The organism is Achromobacter sp. SIMBA_011, from assembly GCF_046535435.1.
Taxonomy (GTDB): domain Bacteria; phylum Pseudomonadota; class Gammaproteobacteria; order Burkholderiales; family Burkholderiaceae_B; genus Achromobacter; species Achromobacter dolens.
Window position 1 is genome coordinate 50,450 of record NZ_JAWRWN010000011.1, and the last position, 15,122, is coordinate 65,571.

The window sequence follows — 15,122 nt, forward strand, 5'->3', positions numbered from 1 at the left end:
GCTGCCATCCCTACGCCTGCAACACCAACGCGCTCAACTGCGCGGACCGCCTGATTCCCGTTTTGGCATAGATGGCTTTCAGTTGGAATCGCACGGTTCCCAGCGATACGCCGCGCACCTCGGCACACTCCCGCGGCGACAAGCCATCGCAGCAAAGCAGCATCGCCAGTTCGGCCTCGGCCCGGGTCAATCCATGGAACAAGCGCAGGCGTTCCGTCTTGGCCTTTGGCGCGGCCAAGGCCACGCCGCTCATCAGCGTCAGGCGGCCTTGCGCCGCCCGTGCAAGGCGCGACCGCTCGGGAACCGGCGTCAACGCCAGCGGCAACGGCGCACCGGAGCGCTTGCGCAACTGGATGCCGCCGGCCGCGCAGGCGGCTCGCCACTCGGCCTCGCTGGCGCCATGCGCGCTCACGAAGCGGCCGTCAACGAAACGCACCGCGGGTTCGCTCGCCATCAGCGCCTCGGCTGCCCGATTCGCGCGGATCAGCCGACGTTGTTCGTCCAGGATGAAAAGCGGCGTATCGATCCCGTCGAGCATGGATTCGGCGATGGCGAGCCGGGCTTCCAGAACCCCGACACGCGCCTGCAAGCGCAGGGCCCGGCTGACGTGCGGATAGAGGATATTGACGGCGTCGCGCTGGCCGTCGGACAAGCCGCGCGAATCCGCGGCGCCGCTCAGGCTCAGATAGGCGCTATCGAACGCGCCCCGGTGCAGGAATAACCCCGACAGGCTGCCCAGGCCGTGCGGCCGCAGGAAATCCTGGTAATAAGGATGGGACAGGCGCTCACGTTGTGAAAAGGCCCGCGTGTCCTCGAACCAGCATCCGGCCTGCCAGGTGGACGCCACCGGCACGACCGGGTCGTCTTTGAAGAACGCGGCGTCATAGGCTTGCTGGAAGGTGGCCGTCCAGGCCTCATCGTCTCCGGCCGCGACGTTGACCGAAGGCCGCAACGAGGAGGAATCCAGCGCCATCAGTACCACCAGACGCCGGTCCACCAGTTGCCGGATCCGCTGCAACGGCACGTCCCAGCCGTGCCCGCCCAGTCCCGCTGCGTAAATGTCTTCGATCACGGCATCCAATGCCGCGCTGCGGATGCTCTCTGCTCTGGAATCCATGCTTGCGACGTTTCGCCTCGTGTGGATGAAGCAGGCGACCGCGGACAAATGCGGCGGAGCCGGTGGTGCGGGCAGGATAAGGAACGCGCTGGCGCCGCGTCAATCGGGAAAGACCGGGCAACGAGACGCCCGCATGGCAGGAAAGCGGGACGCGGCCAGGCGATGGTGTGGATACGAGGAAAGAGGGGAGTTCGGCGCCGGCCAGTCAGCATGATGGCGCTGGCATTTTCTGGCGGCCCGCCGATGCGGCATGGGCGTGGGCGCAAAGCGCCGCAACGTTGCTAATGGCGCGCCCGACAGGAATCGAACCTGTATCAAGAGCTTCGGAAACTCTCATTCTATCCATTGAACTACGGGCGCAGCGCAAGGAGGCGGTATTGTACCTAGTTTTGCGCAATCTGCATGAAGTGGATCGATTCGCCGGGCAAACTGCGTGAAAACCCCGTCCGTCCGTTGGACGCGCGTCCCTGACACCGTTATATAATCCAGCGTTTGCTTGCAAGGCGGTCTGCTTTTTGCCGCCCTTTGTGCAGTACTGATTTTCTGTTGCCGCCGCCAGGCGCCCCGGTACCCGTTAGCAGGATTTGGTCATGAGCAACGAGCAGGAACACATAGAAGAGCACTCCTCCCCCATCAAGACCCCGAAGCAACTGATCGTCACGGTCATACTGGCCTTCGTGGTGCCTATCGCCATCATCATCCTACTGGTGAACATGGTCGCCTCGGGCGCCAAGGTCGGCGCCGGCTCCGATACCCTGTCCACGGAAGCCGTCACGAAACGCATCGCCCCCGTCGCGGGATTCGAACTGGTCGACGCCAACGCGCCCAAGGTCTTCAAGACTGGCGAACAGGTCTTCCAGGCCGTCTGTACGGCCTGTCATACCGCCGGCGTGGCGGGCGCGCCCAAGGTCGGTGACAACGCCGCTTGGGCCCCCTTCATCAAGTCCGGCTTCGACGCGATGATGAACGTCGCCCTGCATGGCAAGGGCGGCATGCCCGCCAAGGGCGGCAACCCGACTCTGTCCGATTTCGAGGTTGCGCGCGCCGTGGTGTACATGGCCAACAAATCCGGCGGCTCGCTGCCGGAGCCGGCCGCCCCCGCTGAAGAAGGCGCCAAGAAGGAAGCCGACGCCGCGCCGGCCGCGCCCGCGGCTGCCGCACCGGCTGCCGCGGCTCCTGCTGCTGCCGCGCCCGCTGCCGCTGCGCCGGCTCCCGCCGCCGCGCCCGCGCCGCAACAGGCCGCCGCGGTCAACCCCGCTGGCGAGAAGCTCTACAAGAGCGTCTGTTTCGCCTGCCACGCCACCGGCGTGGCCAACGCTCCCAAGTTCGGCGACAAGGCCGCCTGGGAGCCGTACATCAAGACCGGCATGGACGCCATGGTCAAGGTCGCGATGCAGGGCAAGCCGCCGATGCCGCCCAAGGGCGGCGCGGCCAACGCCTCGGAAGACGACATCCGCGCGGCCGTGCAATACATGGTGGACGCGGCCAAGTAAGCCGCACATAACCCGGACGCGACGCCGCGCCAGTCGAAAAAAAGCCCCTCGATGCATTCGAGGGGCTTTTTGTTTCGGGCCGCGCCGTCAGTCGGCGGCCGAGGTCTTGAGCAGCGACATGCCCAACTGCACGCGGCGTTGCAGCCACAGGCTGGGACGATAGCGCGGATCGCCGGTGACGCGCTGGATGTTCTTCAGGATCTCCAGGATGCGCTCCGCGCCCAGCGCGTCGCCCAGGGCCAACGGCCCCACCGGATAACCCAGCCCCAGCGTCACGGCGCGGTCGATGTCCTCGGGGGTGGCGATCTGCTGTTGCGCGATATCGGCGGCGATGTTGACGATCATGGCCACGATGCGCTGCGCGACGAAGCCCGGAGAATCCTCGACCACCGACACCGGCACGCCGTCGCCGGCCAGCACCGCGTGCGCGGCATCGCGCCATTTGGCGTCGGTTCCCGGCGACACCATCAGGGTGCGGCGCTTGGCCTTGTCGAACGCGTGCAGCGTATCGAGGCCGACGCAGCGCGCAGGATCCAGCCCTTGCGCCGACACCGTGGTGGATACGTCTTCACCGAACGGCGTGACGATGATGAGCGCATCGGCCGCCGGCGTGGAGCCGGACACCAGCGGCGCGCCCAGCTTTTCCAGCAGCGCGGTGGCGCGTGCGTAGCCTTCCGGATGGCGCGGACTGACCCAGACCTTCAGGCCCTGCGGCAGCGCTGGCACGGGCGGCTCGGCCGGCACCTGCTTCTGTCCATCCACATACTTGTAGAAGCCCTCGCCGGCCTTGCGGCCGATCAGGCCGCCGGCCAGGCGCACGGTGGTGATGGGCGACGGACGGAAGCGCGGTTCGTCGAAGAACTGGCGGTAGATGGATTCCATCACCGGATGCGAGACGTCCAGCGCGGTCAGGTCCAGCAGCTCGAACGGGCCCATGCGGAAACCGGCCTGCTCGCGCATGATGGCATCCACCTGCGCGAAGCTCGCCACCGATTCCTGCGCCACGCGCAGGCCTTCGGTGTTCATGCCGCGACCGGCGTGGTTGACGATGAAGCCGGGCATGTCCTTGGCGCGCACCGGCGTGTGGCCCATGCGGCGCGCCAGTTCGGCCAGCGCGTCGCCGGTCTCGGGCGCGCTGCGCAGGCCGTCGATGACCTCGACCACCTTCATCAGCGCCACCGGGTTGAAGAAGTGATAGCCCGCGACGCGCTGCGGCAGCTTGCAAGCCGCGGCGATGGCGGTGATCGACAGCGACGAGGTGTTCGAGGCCAGGATGCAGTCGTCGGCCACCACGCCCTCCAGGGCGGCGAACAGGTCGCGCTTGACGTCCAGGCGCTCGACAATGGCTTCGACCACCAACTGGCATTGCGACATGTCGGTCAGCGCCGTGGCGGACTCGACGCGCGCCAGCGCGGCCTGCGCGTCGGCGGCGGTCAGCTTGCCCTTCTCGGCCAGCTTGTCCCAGGTCTGGCGCAGCGACTCGCGCGCGGCGGCCACGGCGTCGGCGCTGGTGTCGTACAGGCGCACGCGCAGGCCGGCCTGTGCCGCGATCTGGGCGATGCCCCGCCCCATGGCCCCGGCGCCCACGACGCCGATGGTTTGAATCTCCGTCATCAACTTCTCCTGCCTGTCATTGGAATGGTGTGTGCGCCGCGCCCAGCGCGGCGACGGGATGGCGCGGGCGGATCAGGACGGGCTTTGCGCCAGCGCCTGGATTTCCGCGGCCGACAGCCCGAGCTTTTCGGCCAGCACCTGCGCGGTGTGTTCGCCCAGCATGGGCGGCGCGCGGCGGTATTCGACCGGGCTGCCCGAGAACTTCAGCGGACTGGCGGCCATGGGCACGGTGCCCGCGGTCGGATGCGGCAATTCGCGCTTCATGCCGCGCGCCAGCACCTGCGGGTCTTCGTAGACCTGGTCGAGCGTATTGATCGGGCCGGCCGGCACGCCCACGGCCTCGAGCGAGGCGAGCCAGTGATCGCGCGCGCCGGTGGCCATGCGTTCGGCCAGCAGCGGCACCAGCGCCTCGCGGTTCTTGACGCGCTGCGGGTTGGTGGAAAAACGCGGGTCGGCCGAGAGTTCGGGCAGGCCGATGGCGCCGCAGTAGTTGCGGAACTGGCTGTCGTTGCCCACGGCGACGATCAGGTGACCGTCGCTGGCGGCGAATACCTGGTACGGCACCAGGTTCTGGTGCGCGTTGCCGGCCCGGCGCGGCGCGTTGCCGGAGGTCATGAAGTTCAGGTTCTGGTTCGCCAGCATGGCGACCTGGCAATCCAGCAGCGCCATGTCGATGTGCTGGCCCAGGCCGCTGACCGAGCGCTCGTGCAGCGCGGCCAGGATGCCGACGGTGGAGTACATGCCGGTCATCAGGTCGGCCACGGCCACGCCCGCCTTCTGCGGACCGCCGCCGGGCAGGTCGTCGCGCTCGCCGGTGATGCTCATCAGGCCGCCCATGCCCTGGATCATGAAGTCATAACCCGGGCGGCTGGCGTACGGACCGGTCTGGCCGAAGCCGGTGATCGAGCAGTAGATCAGGCGCGGGTTCACTTCCTTGAGGCTGGCGTAGTCCAGGCCGTACTTGGCCAGGCCGCCGACCTTGAAGTTCTCGACCAGGATGTCGCTCTGCAGGGCCAGTTCGCGCACCAGCTCGGCGCCGCGCGGCGAGGCGATGTCGAGGGCGACGGAGAACTTGTTGCGGTTGGCAGAGAGGTAGTAGGCGGCTTCGGTGGTGTCGTTGCCGGCCGCGTCCTTCAGGTACGGAGGGCCCCAGGCGCGGGTGTCGTCACCGGCGCCGGGGCGCTCGATCTTGATGACTTCGGCGCCGAGGTCGGCCAGGTTCTGGGTGCACCAGGGGCCGGCGAGAACGCGGGTCAGGTCCAGGACGCGGATGCCTGTCAGGGGAGCGGGACGTTGCGACATCTTTTATCTTTTCGCCAAAGAGTATTAGGTCAGTGGGGATATTAGCCGGTGGGGGCTTGGGTGTGTTGGGGTGGTCGTTTTGGGGGGACGCGGGTGGGTTCTTTAGACGCCCTTTGCGGTGTGGCGTGGGGAATGGGGGGCTACGATTGCGGTCCGGAGCGTTCGCTCCGGACTGCCCCTTACTCATCCTCGTCCTCGCCTGCGGCGACTCCTTCGGATTCCGTCGGGCGCATCTACACGCCCCCCCATTCCCCACGCCACACCGCAAAGGGCTGCATTTAGGGCTCATGACGGGCGCTGGGACGGACGGTGTGCTTGGCATTCTGGTGACGACCATCGGGCGTGGCGGGTGGATGCCCGCCACGCCTTCGCACGGCTTAGCTGTTGGCCTTGATGACCTCGCGGGCGATGACCAGTTGCTGGATTTGCGAGGTGCCTTCGAAGATGCGGAAGAGGCGCACGTCGCGGTAGAAGCGTTCGACGGCGTATTCGGACATGTAGCCGGCGCCGCCGTGGATCTGGACGGCGCGGTCGGCGACGCGGCCGACCATTTCGGTGGCGTAGAGTTTGCAGCAGGCGGCCTGCATGGTGGTGTTCTCGCCGCGATCGCGCAGGCGGGCGGCGTCCAGGACCATGCAGCGGGCGGCGTAGAGTTCGGCCTGGCTGTCGGCGATCATGGCCTGGATCAACTGGAACTCGGCGATGGGCTGGCCGAACTGCTTGCGTTCGGTGGCGTATTTGACAGCGTCGCGCAGCAGGCGGTCGGCGATGCCGACGCACAGGGCCGAGATGTGCAGGCGGCCCTTGTCGAGCACGCGCATCGAGGTGCGGAAACCGTTGCCTTCCTCGCCGCCCAGCAGGGCCGAGGCGGGGACGCGGCAGTTGTCGAACACCACGTCGCTGGTGAGCGCGCCGGCCTGGCCCATTTTCTTGTCGGGCTTGCCGATGATGAGGCCGGGCGTGCCGGCTTCGACCAGGAAGCACGAAATGGAATTGGCGCGGCGTTCGGGCGCGGTGCGCGCCATCACCGAGAACAGGCCGGCGATGGGCGCGTTGGTGATGTAGCGCTTGGTGCCGTTGAGCACGTAGTGGTCGCCGTCGCGTTCGGCCGACAGCCGCAGCGCCATGGCGTCGGAGCCGGCGTCGGGTTCGGTCAGCGCGAACGAACCGATCAGTTCGCCACTGGCCAGGCGCGGCAGATAGCGGGCGCGCTGTTCGTCGGTGCCTGCCAGCACGATGGCCTGCGAGCCGATGCCGATGTTGGTGCCGGCCAGCGAACGGAACGCGGGCGAGGTCTGGCCCAGTTCGAACACCACCTTCACTTCTTCTTCCATCGTCAGGCCCAGGCCGCCGTGGTCGGGCGAGATCGACAGGCCGAACAGGCCCAGCTCGCGCATTTCGGCGACGATGTCCGGCGGCACCTGGCCGCTGGCGGCCAGTTCATCCTCGGCGGGAATCAGGCGTTCGTGCACGAAGCGGCGCACGGCGTCCAGCAACAGGGTCAGGGTTTCGGTATCCAGGGCCATGATCTGAGTCTCTCGGGAGTGCGGGACGGCCGGCGCTCAGGGGCGCATGCCGCCAACCAGTAAATCGAAATAGCCGGCGGCGATGGTCTCGGCGCTGTCGCCCTGGCCTGGCTTGTACCAGCGCACCATCCAGTTCAGCATCGACAGCACGGCGCGGCCGGTGGCGGGCACGTCCAGCGGCCGGAACGCGCCTTCGGCCACGCCCTGCGCGATCAGGTCGCGCAGGCGCTTCTCGTAGCCGTCGCGCAGCCGGGCGGCGTCCTCGCGCTCGGGCAGCGCCATGCCGGAATAGCCGATCAGCATGGTGACGAACTCGGCGTGGTGCTGCTCGAAGTAGCGGGCGTGGCCGACCATGAAGGCGCGCAGGCGGGCGGCGCCGCCCTCGGCGCGCGCCACGTCCTGGCCGACGCTCTGGTTCAGGCCATTGAGCACCGCCAGGATGATGGCGTCGTAGATGTCCTGCTTGGTGGTGAAGTAGTGATAGATGGCGGCCTTGGACACGCCAATGGCGGCGGCCAGGTCCGACACCGAACTGCCGTCGTAGCCGCTGCGCGCGAACAGCTTGGCGGCTTCGGCCAGGATGCGTTCGCGCGGCGCCGCCAGCGTTGGCGGGCGGCCGGCGCGGGCGCGTTTGGTGGCGGGGGCTGCGGAAGTCGCCATGAGGGAACCTGGTGAGGCGGCGTCGAGGCAGGCAATGCCGGACCGCGGGCGGTTCCGTTCCATTGACAGCGGTTCGGCGCTTGCCGTTAAATAAAGATTAATTAATTACCGGACGGTCGGTAGGTAATTGTAGACACATCCCTTTCCGCCACGCAAGCGCGGCTTGGGCGCTCAACCCGAAACCACACGTGACGCCGTTATGCCCCACTCCCTCGTGACAGATCTGTATGGCCAGATGTCCTTGCCGGTCATCAGCGCCCCCATGTTCATCGTGTCCAACCCGAAGCTGGTCGTCGCGCAATGCACGAGCGGCATCGTCGGTTCGTTTCCGGCGCTGAACGCGCGTCCGCAGAGCCTGCTGACCGACTGGCTGGACGAGATCCAGGCCGGCCTGGCCTCGTACCGCGAGGCCAATCCGGGCGCCGCGGTCGCGCCCTACGCCGTCAACCAGATCATCCACCAGTCCAACGACCGGCTCGAACAGGACCTGGCGGTGTGCGCCAGCCACCGCGTGCCGCTGATCATCACCAGTCTGCGCGCGCCCGGCGACCTGGTCAAAGGCATCCACGACTGGGGTGGCAAGGTGTTCCACGACGTCACCACCATCCGCCACGCCGAAAAGGCGCTGGAAGCGGGCGTAGACGGGCTGATCCTGGTGTGCGCGGGCGCGGGCGGCCATGCCGGCACGCTCAGCCCGTTCGCGCTGGTGTCCGAAGTGCGCCGCTTCTATGACGGCCCGCTGATCCTGTCGGGCGCCATCACCTCCGGCGCCCAGGTGCTGGCCGCGCTCGCCATGGGCGTGGACTTCGCCTACATGGGCACGCGCTTCATCGCCAGCGAGGAAGCCAACGCCAGCGAGGGCTACAAGTCCGCCATCGTCGAGGCCAGCGCGGCCGACATCCTCTACACCCCGTTCTTCACCGGCATCCCCGGCAACTACCTGAAGGCCAGCATCAGCGCCGCCGGCCTCGATCCGGCCAACCTGCCGCAGCCGGACAGCGGCGCCTCCAATTTCGGCTCCAGCCGCGTCAAGCCGTGGAAGGACATCTGGGGCGCGGGCCAGGGCGTGGGCAACATCGGCAGCGTGCAACCGACCCGCCAGATCGTCGAGACACTACGCCGCGAGTACGCCGAGGCCAAGACGCAACTGGCCGCCAGGACCTTCGCATGAGCGCCGGGCTGCGGGTCACGCGCGACGGCGCGGTGCTGACGCTGGTGATCGACCGTCAGGACCGCCGCAACGCCCTCGACACAGCCACCTACACGGCGCTGACCGAACAGCTCGCGCTGGCCAGCGCCGACACCGGCGTGTCGGCGGTGATCCTGGCCGGGGCCGGCGAACACTTCACCGCCGGCAACGACCTGCGTGACTTCCAGGCCGAGCGCGGCGCCGGCGACAGCGCCGGGCTGACCTTCCTGCGCGCTTTGACGCAGGCCGACGTGCCGGTCATCGCCGCCGTCGAGGGCTACGCCATCGGCATCGGCGTGACGCTGCTGCAGCATTGCGACTTCGTCTACATCGGCGAGGGCGCCACGCTGCGCATGCCGTTCGTGGCGCTGGGCCTGTGCCCCGAGGGCGCGTCCAGCCTGCTGATGCCGCGCCTGGCCGGCGCCCGCCGGGCCGCCGAATGGCTGTTGCAGGGCAAGGCGTTCTCGGCGCGGGAAGCGTGCGAGGCCGGCCTGGCCACCGCGGTCACCGCCAAGGGCGGCGCCCTGGCGGCCGCGCAGGCCACCGCCGCCAGCCTGGCGAAACAACCGCCGACCGCGCTGCGGCTGACCAAGGCCATGCTCAAGCGCCCGGACCGGCAGGCGATCCAGGACACGCTCGATTACGAGGCGCAGCAGTTCCGCGCCCGTTTGCAAACGGAAGAGGCGCAGGCCGCCTTCGCGGCGTTCTTCAAGAAGTGAATCCGGCACGGCCGGGCGCCTTGCGCGCCCGCGCCGCCGTATGCGACGCCTGGGCCGGCTCGCTTGGCCAGATCCCGCCCGGCGCGAGGCCGGACGCGGCCGGCAACCGTCCTTGTCAGAACGGCGAATCGGGCCTGAAGTTCGGCGCGCGCCGTTCCCGCAACGACTGCACGCCTTCGCGCACGTCCGGGCCGCCGAACCCCATGAACTCCAGCGCCAGCGACGTATCGAAGGTCGGGCCGGCCATGCGCAGCCAGTTGTTCAGCGAATACTTGGTCCAGCGGATCGCGGTCTGCGAGCCGGCCGCCAGGCGGTTGGCGACCTCGAAGGCGCGGCCGATCAACTCGGCCTCGTCCACGCACAGCGACACCAAACCGATGCGCTCGGCCTCTTCGCCGCTCACGGTTTCGCACAGCATCAGGTAGTACTTGGCGCGCGCCATGCCGCACAGCAGCGGCCAGACGATGGCGGCATGGTCGCCGGCGGTGACGCCCAGGCGGGTGTGGCCGTCGATGATGCGGGCGTCGCGCGCGGCGATCGAGATGTCGGCCAGCAGGCCGGCCACCAGCCCCGCGCCCACGGCGGCGCCGTGCATCGCCGAGACGATCGGCTTGCTGCAATTGATGATGTTGTAGACCAGGTCGCGCGCCTCGCGCCAGACGCGGGTGCGCACGTCGAAGTCGTCCGCCATCTGCTGCACCAGGTCCAGGTCGCCGCCGCCCGAGAAACCCTTGCCCTCGCCGCGGATCACCACCACGCGGGTATCGGGGTCGGTGTCGATATCGCGCCAGATGTCGGCCAGCTCGCGGTGCATGCGGTCGTCGGCGGTGGACAGCTTGCCCGGCTTGCCGTCCTTGGACCCCATGATCAGCTCCAGCACGCCATTGGGATGGCGGCGCAGCTTGAGGGACTCGTAGGCGGAATAGTGTTCCAGCGTGATATCGGTCATCGTCGTCTCCGGTGGCGCGGGCGGAAGGCCGCGCGTTTTGGGGCACTATAGTGGATAGCCCCTGCCCCGACGATCCCGGAGCCTCAGCCCATGAACACCCCCGACTCCTCCTTTGTCGGCGAGATCCGCCGCGACGATCTGCCCGCCCTGTTCGCCGCGCGCGGCCCAGACACGCACAAAGGCAGTTTCGGCACCGTTGGCGTCGTGGGCGGCGGGCGCGGCATGGAAGGCGCGGCGCTGCTGGCCGCGCGCGCCGCGCTCAAGACCGGCGCCGGCAAGGTGCTGGTGGGCTTCGCCCAGGAGGCGGCGCCGCTGCCCTGCGACCCGCTGCAACCGGAACTGATGCTGCGCGACGCGCGCTCGCTGCTCGACACGGACTGGGGCGTGACCGCCTGGGTCGCCGGGTGCGGCATCAGCGCCGGCCCGAGCGCGGCCAACGCCCTGTCCGAGCTGTTCGTTCTGCGCCATGGCGCGCCGCTGGTGCTGGATGCCGACGGCCTGAACCTGCTGGCCAACGGCGGCATCCGGCCCAACTGGGGCGACGGACCGGTGGTGCTGACCCCGCATCCGGCCGAGGCGGGCCGACTGCTCGGCCTGGACACCGCCCGCATCCAGGCCGACCGCCCGGTCGCCGCCCAGGCGCTGGCGCGGCGCTTCGGCGCCTGGGTGGTCCTGAAGGGGGCCGGCACGCTGGTCTGCGCCCCCGACGGCACCTGGCGCCGCAACACCAGCGGCAACCCGGGGCTGGCCACGGCCGGAACCGGGGACGTATTGGCCGGCATGCTGGGCTCGTTATTGGCCCAGCGCCTGCCCCTCGAGCAGGCCGTGGCCGGCGCGGTCTGGCTGCATGGCGCGGCCGCCGACGCCCTGGTGGCCCGGGGCATCGGGCCGATCGGGCTGACCGCGGGCGAACTGGCGGACGCCGCCCGGCGACTGCGCAACGGCGGGCCGACCGCCTAAGTCCCTGGGGGCAAAAACATTTTTACAACATACTAGGGTTTTCCCCTAAAAACGCGTTGCTTTTGATTTAGGGTTATCCCTATAATGGTTTACCCCAAGACGAAACGGACTGGAGAAAACCATGAGCGAACTGACCCTGAACCACACTGCCCGCCTGACCGACGCGCTGGAGCGCGACCTGCTCCGCGGCGCCCTCGAGAACCAACCGAATTCCCACCCGCTGACCAACCTGAAGAAGGCTGGCAAGGCGATCGCCGCCGCTGTCGCTGGCGTGTTCGCCTTCATCGACGAAGTCAACGAGTCGATGAACAAGGCCCGCGCCGCCAGCTCGCGCTTCTCCGGTTCGCAGTGGTAAAACCAGCCGTGCCGGCCTGAGTCGCGACCGATCTCCCGCGATTCAGCCTGGCGCGCTGCCGGTGCGACGCCCGCCGCCGATGCGGCGCCCGTTGCATCGGACCCGGCGCCCGGGTCTTCATTACCGGGCGCCATCGCGCCGCGCCGGCCCCCCTTGCGGGGCCCCCGCGACGCCCTCCACGATGCCATTCCCGATCGCCCCAGTGCGAAGCCGTCCCGAAGCGGGACCGCCTCGAACTGGGGCGATCGGCATTTTTCGCGCGGCTTCGCCCGCTATTCCCCCTCTCGGCGTTTACCCTGACGCCGGCCCGGCGCGCATTGACAGCGCGCGAAGCCCCTACCGATAATCGGCCCCTTGCCGTCGTGCCTGGCGCCAAAAACACCGCAAGCCCCCCGGCCGACGTTGCGTTCCCCCGGTTGGCCCCGCCGCTGTTTCCCCCCGCCAGCACGATCCGGTTCGTTCCCCATCCGGAGTTGTCACCATGAAGTTGCGCACCACCCTGGCCCTTGTGGCCGCCGCCATTCCCTTGGCCGCTGCCCAGGCCCAGACGCTGAAGATCGGCCTGTCCGCCGAACCCACCTCGGCCGACCCCCACTACCACAAGATGACGCAGAACGACGCGTTCTCCGCGCACGTCTACAGTTCGCTGGTGGGCCGCAGTGCCGACATGAAGCTGGTGCCCGCGCTGGCCACGTCCTGGAAGAACCTGGACGATCTGACCTGGGAATTCAAGCTGCGCGACGACGTCAAGTTCTCCAACGGCAAGCCGTTCACGTCCGAAGACGTGCTGTTCACGATCTGCCGCACGCTGAACAACGAGACCAACGTGTCGCAGTCCTACATGGACACGACCAAGCTGATCACCGACGTGCAGACGCCGGATGCGCACACCGTCATCATCAAGACCGGCGCCCCCTTCCCGCTGATGCCCGCCGAAATGGCGCGCTCACTGCCGATCATCTGGAACGGCATCGTCGAGCACGGCAAGCTGACGTTCGACCCGAAGAAGGGTTGCGGCGTGACCGGCGCCTGGCCGACGGTGGCCGACTTCAATAACGGCAAGGACGCCATCGGCACCGGCCCGTACACCCTGAAGTCGTACGTCAAGGGCACCGGCATCGAACTGGTGCGCAACGAGAACTACTGGGGTCCGAAGCCCTACTGGAAGGAAGTGAAGTTCGTGCCGGTGCCGGCCGCCGGCCCGCGCCTGACCGGCCTGCTGTCGGGCGACTTCGACATGATCGAGAACCCCGCCGCGCGTGACCTGCAGCGTCTGAAGGACAACCCCAAGTTCGGTTTCGTGGCCACGCCCTCGACCCGCCTGGTGTTCTTCCAGCCCGACGTGGCGCGCAACCCGAGCCCGTTCGTCAAGAGCGCCGACGGCAAGAACCCGCTGCAGGACCTGCGCGTGCGCCGCGCGATTTCGATGGCCATCGACCGCAAGACCATCACCGCCCGCATCATGGACGGCATGGCCACCCCGGCCTACCAGTACATGCCCGACGGCATGTTCGGCGCGCTGCCCAAGGCCCCGGAAATCAAGTACGACCCGGAAGGCGCCAAGAAGCTGCTGGCCGAAGCCGGCTACCCCAACGGCTTCGAGCTGACGCTGTCGTCGACCAACGACCGCTACGTCAATGACGGCCAGGTGGCGCAGGCCGTGGCCCAGTACCTGGCCCGCGTCGGCATCAAGACCAACGTCGACGCCATGACCGCCTCGATCTACTTCCCCAAGCGCGCCAAGCGCGAGTTCAGCTTCTCGATGGGCGGCTGGCCGGCGGAAACGGGCGAAGCCTCGGCGCTGTTCCAGCTGTGGGTCGCCTCGCTCGACTCGCCCAACAGCCTGGGCACCAGCAACTACGGCGGCTTCACCAACGCCGACTTCGACAAGGTCTACAAGCAGGCCATCGTCACCGTCGACGCGCCCAAGCGCGAGAAGCTGCTGCAGGAAGCCACCCAGATCGCGCTGGACAACGTGCCGCTGATTCCGCTGCACTTCGAAAGCAGCATCTGGGCCTTCCGCAAGGGCATCTCCTATGAAGGCCGCCGCGACCAGTTCACGCTGGCCACCTCGGTCAAGCCCGACGCCAAGTAATCCGGCGCGCGCGACATGAAAACGGCTGCCTTCGGGCAGCCGTTTTTCTTTGGATGCGCGTCGTGTCCTCACCGGACGGCCGTGGCGGTCTCAGGCGCCCGGCCCTTGCGCCAGCAGCACGTCCAGCTCGCGCGACAACAGGTCGATGAAGGCTTCCGTCTTGGGCGGCAATTGGCGCCCCTGCATGACGTGCAGTTGCAAGGTGCGCGACTGCAACTGGGCGTTGGAGATCGGCACCGCCACCAGCTCGTCGCGCTTGAGGCTCCAGGCCACCGAGATGTAGCCGCTGAGCATGATGGCGTCGGAACCGAACACGAAGCCATGCAGCGGCGAGGAATCATTGCAGGTAAAGGTCGGTTCGAGCTGCACCGATTCCAGCAGGCAGCCCATCTCGAACAGATGGCGGGTGGTGGTGCCAGGGCCGGTCAGCGCCAGCGGGTAGCGGCCCAGGTCCTGCAGGCTGACGCTCTTGCGGCCGGCCAGCGGGTGGCCCGCGGCCATGACGGCGTGCACCGGCGCGCGCCGCGAATAGCGCACGCTGACGCCGCTGAGCCGTTCGACGTTGAAGGTCATGCCCAGTTCGACGCTGCCTTCGGCGACGCGGCGGGCGACATCGGCCGGCGTGCCCACATGCAGGTCGAAGCGCGCCTCGGGCCAGTCGCGGCGAAAGCGCGCCATGGCCGACGGCAGGAAGATGCGCGCCACGCCCTCGACCGCCGCCATGCGGATCTCGTTGCGCGCCATGCCCTTGAGCGCGGCGATCTCCTGCAGCACCGAATCCGATTCCAGCAGCGTGCGCCGCGCGTGGGCCAGCAGCAGCCGGCCCGCCTCGCTCAGCACCATGCCGCGCGCGGCGCGCTCGAACAGCGGCGCGCCCGCTTCTTCCTCCAGCTTGGCGATCTGGCGGCTGATGGCGGACACCGCCACGTGCAGGCGTTCGGACGCCCCGCTCAGGCTGCCCGCCTGGGCGACCTCGACAAAGTAACGCAGGGCGATGCCGTGCATGTTTCCCCCTCGCTGGGGCCTGACGCCGATGAAAAATAGCTTTGCCTTTTTTGCAAAGCTTCCGATAAATATTCTAATTGTAGAGAAAGCTTCCCTGATCCTAGAATTTGCGCAACGATTCAGCAGGGTGCGCAATGA

13 protein-coding genes and 1 tRNA gene are annotated in these 15,122 nt (G+C 68.1%); 6 read left to right on the forward strand and 8 right to left on the reverse strand.

Annotated elements, in window-relative coordinates; all coding sequences use genetic code 11:
* Positions 1 to 10: 10 nt before the first annotated feature.
* The gene (locus SB816_RS26840) at positions 11 to 1,117 is read right to left on the reverse strand and encodes a helix-turn-helix transcriptional regulator (RefSeq protein WP_410547778.1); all 1,107 of its coding nucleotides are present in this window, start codon (positions 1,115 to 1,117) and stop codon (positions 11 to 13) included.
* Between the two features lie 285 nt (positions 1,118 to 1,402).
* Positions 1,403 to 1,477 (reverse strand) — tRNA-Arg (locus SB816_RS26845).
* Positions 1,478 to 1,707: 230 nt separating this feature from the next.
* Here SB816_RS26845 and SB816_RS26850 point away from each other — a divergent pair.
* Positions 1,708 to 2,610 (forward strand): c-type cytochrome, encoded by a 903-nt coding sequence (locus SB816_RS26850; RefSeq protein ID WP_410547779.1) that lies wholly within the window; start codon positions 1,708 to 1,710, stop codon positions 2,608 to 2,610.
* Between the two features lie 87 nt (positions 2,611 to 2,697).
* On the opposite strand, the gene SB816_RS26855 is transcribed toward SB816_RS26850, so the two are convergent.
* From SB816_RS26855 to SB816_RS26870, 4 genes are all read right to left on the reverse strand, one after another.
* Positions 2,698 to 4,284: a 3-hydroxyacyl-CoA dehydrogenase gene (locus tag SB816_RS26855; protein WP_338075956.1), complete on the reverse strand. Its 1,587-nt coding sequence runs from the start codon at positions 4,282 to 4,284 to the stop codon at positions 2,698 to 2,700.
* Positions 4,285 to 4,296: 12 nt separating this feature from the next.
* A complete protein-coding gene (locus tag SB816_RS26860) occupies positions 4,297 to 5,526 on the reverse strand; it encodes a CaiB/BaiF CoA transferase family protein (protein WP_116792592.1) in 1,230 nt (409 codons plus the stop codon).
* A 377-nt stretch (positions 5,527 to 5,903) separates the two neighbouring features.
* The gene (locus SB816_RS26865; protein WP_006386797.1) at positions 5,904 to 7,052 is read right to left on the reverse strand and encodes an acyl-CoA dehydrogenase family protein; all 1,149 of its coding nucleotides are present in this window, start codon (positions 7,050 to 7,052) and stop codon (positions 5,904 to 5,906) included.
* Positions 7,053 to 7,088: 36 nt separating this feature from the next.
* Positions 7,089 to 7,712: a TetR/AcrR family transcriptional regulator gene (locus SB816_RS26870; RefSeq protein ID WP_020925435.1), complete on the reverse strand. Its 624-nt coding sequence runs from the start codon at positions 7,710 to 7,712 to the stop codon at positions 7,089 to 7,091.
* A 199-nt stretch (positions 7,713 to 7,911) separates the two neighbouring features.
* Here SB816_RS26870 and SB816_RS26875 point away from each other — a divergent pair, with 199 nt between their 5' ends.
* Positions 7,912 to 8,883, forward strand: coding sequence for an NAD(P)H-dependent flavin oxidoreductase (locus tag SB816_RS26875; RefSeq protein WP_054503596.1), 972 nt, complete (start codon positions 7,912 to 7,914; stop codon positions 8,881 to 8,883).
* Positions 8,880 to 9,620: an enoyl-CoA hydratase-related protein gene (locus SB816_RS26880; protein ID WP_410547780.1), complete on the forward strand. Its 741-nt coding sequence runs from the start codon at positions 8,880 to 8,882 to the stop codon at positions 9,618 to 9,620. The genes SB816_RS26875 and SB816_RS26880 overlap by 4 nt, the downstream gene beginning before the upstream one ends.
* Positions 9,621 to 9,735: 115 nt before the next feature.
* On the opposite strand, the gene SB816_RS26885 is transcribed toward SB816_RS26880, so the two are convergent.
* The gene (locus SB816_RS26885) at positions 9,736 to 10,569 is read right to left on the reverse strand and encodes an enoyl-CoA hydratase/isomerase family protein (RefSeq protein ID WP_006392559.1); all 834 of its coding nucleotides are present in this window, start codon (positions 10,567 to 10,569) and stop codon (positions 9,736 to 9,738) included.
* A 90-nt stretch (positions 10,570 to 10,659) separates the two neighbouring features.
* Between SB816_RS26885 and SB816_RS26890 the strand changes: the two genes are divergently transcribed.
* The 3 genes from SB816_RS26890 to SB816_RS26900 all read left to right on the forward strand — a co-directional run bounded on the left by SB816_RS26890 (position 10,660) and on the right by SB816_RS26900 (position 13,979).
* Positions 10,660 to 11,529: an NAD(P)H-hydrate dehydratase gene (locus tag SB816_RS26890; RefSeq protein WP_410547781.1), complete on the forward strand. Its 870-nt coding sequence runs from the start codon at positions 10,660 to 10,662 to the stop codon at positions 11,527 to 11,529.
* Between the two features lie 121 nt (positions 11,530 to 11,650).
* Entirely contained in the window at positions 11,651 to 11,884 is a 234-nt protein-coding gene (locus tag SB816_RS26895) for a hypothetical protein (protein WP_049070864.1), read from the forward strand.
* Positions 11,885 to 12,365: 481 nt separating this feature from the next.
* Entirely contained in the window at positions 12,366 to 13,979 is a 1,614-nt protein-coding gene (locus SB816_RS26900; RefSeq protein ID WP_054433099.1) for an ABC transporter substrate-binding protein, read from the forward strand.
* A gap of 90 nt (positions 13,980 to 14,069) precedes the next feature.
* On the opposite strand, the gene SB816_RS26905 is transcribed toward SB816_RS26900, so the two are convergent.
* Positions 14,070 to 14,984, reverse strand: coding sequence for a LysR family transcriptional regulator (locus SB816_RS26905; protein WP_049070861.1), 915 nt, complete (start codon positions 14,982 to 14,984; stop codon positions 14,070 to 14,072).
* Positions 14,985 to 15,122: the final 138 nt, after the last annotated feature.

Bases quoted from the DNA above. Each gene is read 5' to 3' on its own strand.
- SB816_RS26840 (WP_410547778.1), bottom strand. From the start codon at position 1,117: ATGGATTCCAGAGCAGAGAGCATCCGCAGCGCGGCATTGGATGCCGTG.
- SB816_RS26850 (WP_410547779.1), top strand. From the start codon at position 1,708: ATGAGCAACGAGCAGGAACACATAGAAGAGCACTCCTCCCCCATCAAG.
- SB816_RS26860 (WP_116792592.1), bottom strand. From the start codon at position 5,526: ATGTCGCAACGTCCCGCTCCCCTGACAGGCATCCGCGTCCTGGACCTG.
- SB816_RS26865 (WP_006386797.1), bottom strand. From the start codon at position 7,052: ATGGCCCTGGATACCGAAACCCTGACCCTGTTGCTGGACGCCGTGCGC.
- SB816_RS26870 (WP_020925435.1), bottom strand. From the start codon at position 7,712: ATGGCGACTTCCGCAGCCCCCGCCACCAAACGCGCCCGCGCCGGCCGC.
- SB816_RS26875 (WP_054503596.1), top strand. From the start codon at position 7,912: ATGCCCCACTCCCTCGTGACAGATCTGTATGGCCAGATGTCCTTGCCG.
- SB816_RS26880 (WP_410547780.1), top strand. From the start codon at position 8,880: ATGAGCGCCGGGCTGCGGGTCACGCGCGACGGCGCGGTGCTGACGCTG.
- SB816_RS26885 (WP_006392559.1), bottom strand. From the start codon at position 10,569: ATGACCGATATCACGCTGGAACACTATTCCGCCTACGAGTCCCTCAAG.
- SB816_RS26890 (WP_410547781.1), top strand. From the start codon at position 10,660: ATGAACACCCCCGACTCCTCCTTTGTCGGCGAGATCCGCCGCGACGAT.
- SB816_RS26895 (WP_049070864.1), top strand. From the start codon at position 11,651: ATGAGCGAACTGACCCTGAACCACACTGCCCGCCTGACCGACGCGCTG.
- SB816_RS26900 (WP_054433099.1), top strand. From the start codon at position 12,366: ATGAAGTTGCGCACCACCCTGGCCCTTGTGGCCGCCGCCATTCCCTTG.
- SB816_RS26905 (WP_049070861.1), bottom strand. From the start codon at position 14,984: ATGCACGGCATCGCCCTGCGTTACTTTGTCGAGGTCGCCCAGGCGGGC.